The 8,829-nt window shown below is 70.8% G+C and carries 9 protein-coding genes; 6 read left to right on the forward strand and 3 right to left on the reverse strand.

Annotated elements, in window-relative coordinates:
• Positions 1-1,471: 1,471 nt before the first annotated feature.
• Positions 1,472-1,906, reverse strand: coding sequence for a hypothetical protein (locus VFF46_RS28350; protein WP_325040276.1), 435 nt, complete (start codon positions 1,904-1,906; stop codon positions 1,472-1,474).
• Between the two features lie 105 nt (positions 1,907-2,011).
• Here VFF46_RS28350 and VFF46_RS28355 point away from each other — a divergent pair, with 105 nt between their 5' ends.
• Genes VFF46_RS28355 through VFF46_RS28365 form a run of 3 tightly spaced genes read left to right on the forward strand, consistent with a single transcriptional unit; the run spans position 2,012 to position 4,307 of the window.
• The gene (locus tag VFF46_RS28355) at positions 2,012-2,656 is read left to right on the forward strand and encodes a hypothetical protein (protein WP_325040277.1); all 645 of its coding nucleotides are present in this window, start codon (positions 2,012-2,014) and stop codon (positions 2,654-2,656) included.
• 30 nt (positions 2,657-2,686) lie between these two features.
• Positions 2,687-3,142: a MarR family winged helix-turn-helix transcriptional regulator gene (locus VFF46_RS28360; RefSeq protein WP_325040278.1), complete on the forward strand. Its 456-nt coding sequence runs from the start codon at positions 2,687-2,689 to the stop codon at positions 3,140-3,142.
• Positions 3,114-4,307 carry an epoxide hydrolase gene (locus VFF46_RS28365; protein ID WP_325040279.1) on the forward strand — a complete coding sequence of 398 codons (1,194 nt, stop codon included), beginning with the start codon at positions 3,114-3,116 and terminating at the stop codon, positions 4,305-4,307. Before VFF46_RS28360 ends, VFF46_RS28365 begins: the two co-directional genes overlap by 29 nt.
• Here the strand turns inward: VFF46_RS28365 and VFF46_RS28370 are convergent.
• Both VFF46_RS28370 and VFF46_RS28375 read right to left on the reverse strand, forming a co-directional pair.
• Positions 4,289-5,053 carry a helix-turn-helix transcriptional regulator gene (locus tag VFF46_RS28370; protein WP_325040280.1) on the reverse strand — a complete coding sequence of 255 codons (765 nt, stop codon included), beginning with the start codon at positions 5,051-5,053 and terminating at the stop codon, positions 4,289-4,291. The two genes, VFF46_RS28365 and VFF46_RS28370, sit on opposite strands and share 19 nt — an antisense overlap.
• 9 nt (positions 5,054-5,062) lie before the next feature.
• The gene (locus tag VFF46_RS28375) at positions 5,063-5,857 is read right to left on the reverse strand and encodes an alpha/beta hydrolase (protein WP_325040281.1); all 795 of its coding nucleotides are present in this window, start codon (positions 5,855-5,857) and stop codon (positions 5,063-5,065) included.
• A gap of 178 nt (positions 5,858-6,035) precedes the next feature.
• Between VFF46_RS28375 and VFF46_RS28380 the strand changes: the two genes are divergently transcribed.
• From VFF46_RS28380 to VFF46_RS28390, 3 genes are all read left to right on the forward strand, one after another.
• The gene (locus VFF46_RS28380) at positions 6,036-6,701 is read left to right on the forward strand and encodes a response regulator transcription factor (protein WP_325040282.1); all 666 of its coding nucleotides are present in this window, start codon (positions 6,036-6,038) and stop codon (positions 6,699-6,701) included.
• Position 6,702: 1 nt separating this feature from the next.
• Positions 6,703-7,746 carry a HAMP domain-containing sensor histidine kinase gene (locus VFF46_RS28385; protein WP_325040283.1) on the forward strand — a complete coding sequence of 348 codons (1,044 nt, stop codon included), beginning with the start codon at positions 6,703-6,705 and terminating at the stop codon, positions 7,744-7,746.
• Positions 7,747-8,007: 261 nt separating this feature from the next.
• A partial coding sequence (locus VFF46_RS28390; protein ID WP_325040284.1) for a right-handed parallel beta-helix repeat-containing protein occupies positions 8,008-8,829 on the forward strand: 822 nt, incomplete at its 3' end.

Below are 8,829 nucleotides of genomic sequence, written 5' to 3' on the forward strand. Positions count from 1 at the left end.
CGCCTCCCCCACCCACACCTCCTCCGCCCACGCCGACGCCGCGCCCCCACACGCCGATCCCCTCGCCGGCCCGCCCGCCGATGCCCCCGCCGATCCCCTCGCTGGCCCTCCGGCCAATCCCCTCGGTGGCCCGCCCGCCGAGGCGCTCGCTGGCCCTCCGGCCGATCCTCTCGCTGCCCTGCCCGCCGGTTCCCTCGCCGGCCCGCCCGCCGAGGCGCTCCCAAGCGCGTCCGGCGCGTCCGCCGCGACCTCTCCACACCCCGAGCCCGACCCGGCACCCGAGCTCGCACGCCACGGCCCCACAGACCCACCGCCGTACGCCGGCCTGTCGCCCGCCCCTTCGCCCATCGCCCCACCAGCCGACGCAAACCGCGCCGCCGCCCAAGCTCCGGCGAACCCGACGCCCGCCGCCACCGAGCCCGCGGCGCAGTACGCGTCCACCGAACCTCCGGCAGACTCCGCGCACTACACCCCCGCCCAACCTCCGGCGGACTCCGCGCAGTACGCACCCGCGGAGGCGCCGGTGGACCCGCGCGGACAAGCTGCAGCGGACCCAGCCGAGCACGGCGCGTACGCCGCCGTACCGAACCTCCACACATCCGCCGAAGCCCCGCCGACCTCCCCCTCCGGAGGCTCGCACCGCGCACCGACCTACCCACCTACGGGTCCAGGCCCATCAGCCTCTCCGGGCACGCCCGCCTCCCACCGCGCCCCGGCCAACCCGCCTGTCGGACCGGGCGAAGCAGCCTCTCCCGGTACGCCGACCTCCCACCGCGCACCGACGTACCCACCGAACCCGACCCCGGCGGACCCCCAACCCAGCTCCCCCTTCACCGAGCACCCGCAGTCAGCGACTCCGTTCCGACCCGACCACGGCCCACGAACCGACGACGGCTACCAACCACCCACCGGCAACCCGTTCGCACCAACCGGTTCCGCCCTGGAGGCGCCAACGCCCGGAGAGACAGCACCACACGCGACAGCACCCGGCGAGGCCGCACCGTACGAGGGTTCATCCCGCTGGACGGACGACGGCTCGGCAGGCGGCGCGGCCGGAAGTCCGTTCGTGCCGGCTGCTGCGGAGGGGGCTGGCTCCGGCGAGACGACTGATGCGTACGCGGCAGGCAGCGCGGACGGCGGTCCGTTCGTGCCGGCTGCTGCGGAGGGGGCTGGATTCGGCGAGCCGGCTGATGCGTATGCGGTGGGTGGCGCCGGCGGTGGGCCGTTCGCGCCGGACTTGGTGGCTCGGGGCGACGCTGGTGGGGCGGATGGTTATCCGGCGGGTGAGGCCGGGGGTGGTTCGTTTGTGCCGGATGGTGGGGGCGGTGCGTCGGCTCGGGGTGGGTACGGCGGTGAGGTGGAGCAGGGGCCTGCGGGGCTGGTGCCGGGGTTTGACAGGCCGGACGGGGGAACCTGGGCCGCTTACCCGTCGGCGGAGAACCCGGAGCCGGTGCGGTCGCCTTGGGAGGTCTCAGGGCAGATCGACCACCCGCAGCCGAACTGGAACGAGTCCGACAGTTGGCCCGCCGCGACCGACCGCAGTACGACCGGCGGCGACCGGAGTATGCCTGGAGCTGACGGACGGGCTCCTGGAGGTGACGGACGGGCTCCTGGAGCTGACGGACGGGCTCCTGGAGCTGACCGGCGTACGTCGGGTGCCGACCGGCGTACGGCAGGCGTGGGCGGGCGGGCTGCGGATGGTGAGCGCCGGGCCAGCCGGCTTCCTGGGCAGCAGGCCGGTGACTACTCCGCGGATCAGGCGGCTGAGCATCACCCCGAAAGCCACGCCGGCGGCCACCCTGGCAACCAACCCGGCAACCAGCCCGGCAGTCACTCCGGCAGTCACTCCGGCAGTCACTCCGGCAATCAGCTCGGCAATCAGCTCGGCAATCAGCTCGGCAGTCACCCCGGGGATCAGCCCGCTGGCCGTCTCGGTGGTCGCCTGGGTGCTCGTGGGTTGGGGGGTGAGCGTGAGGCGGTCGGGACTGTTCGGTTGTCGCGGGTGTTGGTTGTGGCTGGGGGGCTGGTCGTGGTTGGGCTGGTCGTCAACCTGATCGCGAGCTTCTTCGCCACCGGCCCGGGTGGGATGCTGCGCTGGCTGGTTGCGCCGAGTTTTGCGTTGGTCGCGGGAATGGTGCTGGCGTTGATCGACGCGGCGGCTCCGAAGCCGCACCGGCCGGGGCGGTTCGACGTCTCGGTGCTGATCGCGATCGGCGTGGTGCTGGTCGGGATCGGGGTCGGTGGGTTCGCGGTCACGGCGGGGACGGAGTACGTCGCCGGCTACCTGACCGGCAACGAATCCGGGGCCGACCGGCTGGTGAAACCGGTCGCGAAGTCCGGTGCCGGGATCACCGTCACGGTCGAGAACGTGACGTACACCAGCCATTTCACCCGCATCGAGGTCCAGGTCGCGAACAGCGGCAAGCAGGCGTTCTCGATCCCGATCGACGGTACGACGTTCACCGCCGCCGACGGCACCGCGCTGCGGGCCGACCCGGGGAAGAGCTCCTGGCCGAGCCGGATCAACCCGGGCGGCAGCGAGCACGGGACGATCACGTTCAAGGGGCAGCTCCCCGACAACGCGACCCAGGCGGTGCTCACGTTCAAGTCCGGCGGCACGACGTTCGCCGTCTCCGGAGTGACCCTCAGCAAATAAAACATCGAAAATCGATGTATAGTCGCGTCCGTGGATGAGCTGGACGTCGACCGCCTGACCACGGTCATCGAGGACTTCAACACGATCTTCATCCGGCTGCCGTCGGTGCGCCGGCTGAACTTCTCGGCGCTGTCGGTCCTGCACACGCTCGACCGCAACGGCCCGCTGCGCCTCACCGCGCTGCTGGCGACCGAGCAGCTCAAGCAGCCCGCGCTCACCAGCCTGGTCGCGAAACTCGAGCAGGACGGCCTGCTGCAGCGTGCCCCCGACCCGACCGACGGTCGCGCCAGCCTGCTCTCCCTGACCCCCATCGGCCAGGAGATCGTCCACTCCCGGCATGCGAACCGAGTCGCGAAGCTCGCCGCGCTCGTGGACCGCCTGACCCCCGACGAGCGCGCGGTACTCGCGGGCTCGATCGACGTACTCCATCGCCTGACAGACCTTGCGGAGGACCCCTGTGACCCCGACCCCGATCGCCGTACCTGACGAAGTTCTCGACGACCTTCGGCGCCGCCTGCGCGCGACAAAGTGGCCGCGCGACGCCGGCAACGACGACGGGTTCTACGGCGTCCCCCGGACCCGCCTGCAGCCGCTCGTCGAGTACTGGGCCGACGGCTACGACTGGCGCGCCGCCGAACGGTCGATGAATACGTATGCACACCATCGCGTCCAGGTCGGCGACGTCCCCGTGCACTTCCTGTACCAGGCCGGCGTCGGGCCGGACCCTGTCCCGTTGATCCTCAGCCACGGCTGGCCGTGGACGTTCTGGCACTGGTCGAAGGTGATCGACCGGCTCGCGGACCCGGCGGCGTACGGCGGTGACCCGGCGGACGCGTTCGACGTGATCGTGCCGTCGCTGCCCGGGTTCGGGTTCTCGACCCCGACCCGTCCGGACATGAACTTCTGGAAGATCGCCGACGTCTGGCACGAACTGATGACCGGAGTCCTCGGGTTCGAGCGGTACGCCGCGGCCGGCTGCGACGTCGGCGCGCTCGTGACCGGGCAGCTCGGCCACAAGTACGCCGCCGAGCTGTACGGGATCCACATCGGCTCCGCGCTGAAGCTCGACTTCTTCAACGGCGACCGCGGCTGGGACCTGAGCGGCGGCAAGCCGATCCCGGAGGGCCTGCCGCCGGAGGTCCACGACGGGATCGTCCAGTTCGAACGCCGGTTCGCCGCGCATCTCGCGGCCCACGTACTGCACCCGACGACGCTCGGCTACAGCCTCGCGGACTCGCCCGCAGGCATGCTCGCGTGGATCATGGAGCGCTGGCTGAGCTGGTCGGAGGACGAGCCGTTCAGCGACGACGACCTGCTCACCCACGCGACGATCTTCTGGGCGGGCAACGCGATCGACACCTCGATCCGTACGTACGCCAACAACAACCGCTACCCGTGGACGCCGTCGCACGACCGGACGCCGGTGGTCGAGGCGCCGACCGGCATCACGTTCGTCGGCTACGAGAACCCGCCCGGCGTACACACCCCGGAGCAGCGCGTGCAGAACTTCCTCGCGAGCGACCGCGCCGCCTGGTACAACCACATCAACATCACCGCGCACCCGAACGGCGGCCACTTCATTCCGTGGGAGGTCCCAACGGAGTGGACGGCGGACCTGCAACGGACGTTTCGTCAGGTACGGCGGAAGTAGTCCGAGGTCACCGCGTCCGCCGGCAGGTACGTCTCGACCGCGATCTCCTCGAGCGTGACGTCGAACGCCGTACCGAAGGTGGTGACCGCGATCAGGAAGGTCAGTTCGGTACCTCGATGCCGGAGCTGGATCGGGAGTGCGATCTCGGCCGGGTCCGGCGGCGCGGTCACGACCGGGCCGTAGGCAACGAGTTCGCCGTACAGCTGATGCAGTACCGGGTCGCCGGTCGCGGCGGCCTGCCGGGCGAGGCGGGGCAGCAGGTACCCGCGGACCTGCTGCAGGTTCACGATCCGCGGCGCGAGCCCGTTGGGGTGCAGGCCGAGGCGCATCAGGTTGACCGGTGCCTCGAGCAACTTCTTGTCGACGGTGGCGAGGAATGCGTTGAAGGAGTCGTTCGCCAGCAGCAGGTTCCAGCGCCGGTCCACAGCGAGGGCCGGGTACGGTGCATGCGCCTGCACGAACTGCTCGAGCGCCGCGCGGACCCGCGTCATGTCCGGGTCGTCGAGCGCCGTCTGCCGGTACACAGGCGCATGCCCGGCCGCGACCAGCAGCCGATTACGCTCCCGCAACGGCACCGCGAGCTGCTCGGCCAGCCGCAGCACCATCGCACTGCTCGGGATCGTCCGGCCGGTCTCCACGAAGCTCACGTGCCGCGCCGACACGTCGGCCTGGATCGCCAGCTCCAGCTGGCTCAGCTTCCGGCGCCGACGCCACTCCCGCAACAACTCCCCCACCGGACTGTCCACACCGCGAGGCTAGCGGCTCCGGCGGACCAGGTACTGCCGGAGCTGGCGGGCCACCTCGTCCGGCGCGGTCTCGTCCGGCGCGTTGTGATCGAGCCCGGGCAGGATCGAGTACTCGGCGTTCGGCAGGATCTTCGCCAGCTGCGGGAGGACGCCGGTCAGGTACGACGGGGTCTTGGCGCCGCCGAGCAGTAACGTCGGCGCCGCGATCCGGGCGTACCGGCTGCCGTCGGAGTCGAGCCGCGCGATCTCGCCGAGCTCGGCCGGCGTCAGCGGCATCAGGTCCCGCTCCTCGCGCCCGAAGAGCAGCAGCACGGAGATTGCCCAGAGCAACGGAGTCGCCCGGAACGGCAGCACCTGCGCGCCTTTCAGGAACGTCGTCATCGCCGACACGAAACGCCCGTCCGCGACCTTGCGGTTGAACGCCTCCATCCAGCTCAGGTCGAACGACCCGTCCAGACTGACCCCCGGCTCGTACACGACCAACGCGTCGAGCGCCTGCCGCAGCCCGACGTGCAACGCGATCAGCCCGCCGTAACTGTGCCCGAACACGACCCGCGCCCCGGTCCGCTCCAGCACCCCGAGCACGTCGTCGACCTCGGCCTCCACGCTGTACGACGTACCCCGCGCTGCGCTCGCCCCGCGCCCGCGCCGCTCGACCACATGCACCGTATGAGCCCCCGCCAGCTCCCGCGCCAGCCCCTCGTAATGATGCGCCCGCCGATTGGTCCCCGGCACCACGACCACCCCGGGCCCGGCCCCGAAACTCTCGACCGCGACCCCACCCACCACCTCGATCTGACCCACCCGAACAGCATGCCGAACCGCACTGTCACCGCCCTGTCACGCGCCTGGCACGGCGGGCAGGTAAACGGTCGATTAACGGAGCGTGGCACGAAAGTGTTACGAGGGGTTCCGTGGGCGGGCGGGAGAATCGAGAATGGCGCCAGCGGTGCAGGTGGTCATCATCCTGAGGGGGGCACGGATGACCAAGATTCTGGTGATTGACGACGAGCCGGACCTGATCCGGTTCGTGCGGAGGGCGCTCGAGGCGGAGGGGTATCAGGTTCTGGGGTCGACCGACGGGCTGGGGGGCCTGCGGCTGGCGCTGGAGCAGCAGCCGGCGTTGATCGTGCTCGACCTGGTGATGCCGGGGATGCACGGGGAGGCGGTGCTGTCGGCGCTGCTGGCGCAGGATCCGGCGTTCCGGGTGCTGATCCTGTCCGCGACCGCCGACGTACACCTGCGGATCGGCTGCCTGGAGCAGGGCGCGGTCGACTTTCTGGCGAAGCCGTTCGCGATCCGGGAGCTGATCGCGCGGGTCCGCGGCCGGCTCGGCGAGGACGCCTCGAACCGGCGGAAGAACCAGCTCCGGGTCGGTGACCTGGTGCTCGACCTGGAGGCGCGGCAACTGCTCGTCGACGGCCGGCCGACGGTGCTGCCGAAGCGCGAGTTCCTGCTGCTGCGGTACCTGATGCGCAATCCCGACATCGTCTGCTCGCGGCAGGAGCTGCTGTCGGAGGTGTGGGGGTACGACTTCGACCCGTCCACCAACGTCGTCGACGTCTGTGTCGGCCGGTTGCGCTCGAAGATCCGGCCGGACCTGATCGTGACCGTGCGCAACGTCGGCTACCAGCTCCAGAGCGCGTGAGGTGGCGCAAACCGCCTCGTTCCGGGCGCCGCGGCCGGTCAGCACGCTGATCGACGTGGCGGTCGCCGCCGTCGTGGCCGGCATGCTCGCGCTGATGATCGCGCTCCCCGGCCACGAGGCAGGCCCGTTCCACCTGATGTTCCTGGCGGTCGCGATCGCGTACGCGTACCGGATCTGGCCGGTGGTTCCGACGCTCATCGCGACGGCGGTGATCACGCTGCTGAGCGGCTGGCTGATGGCCTCGCACGCGGAGGAGGGCCGGCTGGCGAGTGCCGAGCTCGCCGAGATCCCGTTGATGCCACTGGTCCTGCTGGTGATGATCTGGCATGTACGGCGGCGCGCCGCGGCGGTCGCCGAACTGGCCGGGATGGCCGACCGCCAGCTGCGCGCGGTCGACCGCGAACGGGAGTTCTTCCGGGACGCCTCGCACGCGATCCGGACGCCGATCACGATCGCCCAGGGCCATCTGGAACTGGTCGCCGCCGCCGACCTGGACCCGGAGGTCCGCTCCGACCTGTCGGTCGCGAAGCTGCAACTGGAGCGGATGTCCGCGCTGTCGAACCGGCTGCTCGCGGTCGCCCGGCTGGACGCCGGCGACGGGCTGTCCACCCAGCCGGTCGACCTGTGCGACCTGGTCCGCGAACTCACGGCCAACTGGTCGGCCGACCCGGACCACACCTGGGAGCTGGACTGTACGCCGACCGGCACCGTCACGGCCGACCCGGAATGGATCGAGATCGCCATCGACGCGGTGGTCGAGAACGCCGTCAACTTCACGCCGGCCGGCGGCCGGATCAGCCTGCGCTGCGCTCGCGAGGGTGCCTGGTGCGTGGTCGAGGTCGCCGACTCCGGGCCGGGGATCGACCCGGCGGACCTGCCGTACGTGTTCGACCGGTTCTGGCACCGGATCGCGCCGACCGGCCGGATGGGCACCGGGCTCGGCCTCGCGATGGCCAGGTCCACCGCGATCGCGCACGGCGGCACGCTCACCGCGCGGAACGGCCCGGACGGCGGCGCGGTCTTCGAACTGCGGCTGCCGGTCTGACCAGTCGATGACGGCCGCGTCATGTTTCTTGCCCCGGGTCGGCCTCGCCGTCACGCTGCCAAGTGGGGAACATGCTGCGTACGTCGCCGACGCGCCGGACGCACCCCACATGCTCCGGACGCCGCACCGGTCCCGGTCCACGACACCCCCTCGTCGCGACCGGCAGCCCGGCCGGCCCGGCGTACGCAGCCCGTTCTCGCCCGCAGGGACTACGCCGAATGCACGATGCGCAACAAGACCGCCTGGAGTGACGCTGGGACCATGGGGACCACCGGAAGACTGGGTGGCGTACTCCTCCTGTCGGGAGTCGCGTTGGCGTGCCCGCTGATCGCCCGCGCCGACACAACCACCCTGTACGTCGACCGGACGGTGGCCGGCTGCTCCGATGCGGGTCCCGGTACGGCGACCACGCCGTACTGCACCGTCACCAAGGGTGTCAGCAAACTCGCGCCCGGCCTCACGCTGTACCTCGGCGACGGGACCTACAGCGAGACCGTCAAACCCGCGGTCTCGGGGACCGCGGCGGCTCCGATCACGATCACCGCCTGGCCCGGCCGGCACCCCGTGATCGCACCGGCGAGCTACGGCGCCAACCTCACGTCCCGCGCGTACATCATCCTGTCCGGCCTCACGTTCACAGGCACCCGGTACGACGGCGTGTACGTGTCCGGCAGCCACGACATCACGATCAGCGGCAACACCGTCACCGGCGCCGGGCAGCCCGTTTCGGGGCACACGGCGTACGGGATCTCCATCCGCGGGTCGAGCTCGTCAGTTGTCAGCGGCAACGACGTGAACCACAACAACGGCACCGGAATCCTGCTCAGCTCGGGCTCGACCGGGATCCTGGTCAGCGACAACGACGCGGCCTTCAACGCCGAAGGCTGGCGCCGCAACGCGAACGGGATCAACGTGATCAGCGCCGGCAACACCGTGCTGCGTAACGTCACCCACGACAACGAGGACTCCGGTATCCAGTTCTACCCCGGCGGCAACGACAACCTGGCCGCACTGAACGTCACGTACGACAACGGCGACCACGGCATCGACGACCTCAACGTCACCGGCGGCCGGCTGATCAGC

The sequence above is a fragment of the Kribbella sp. genome (genome assembly GCF_035655035.1).
Taxonomy (GTDB): Bacteria; Actinomycetota; Actinomycetes; order Propionibacteriales; family Kribbellaceae; genus Kribbella.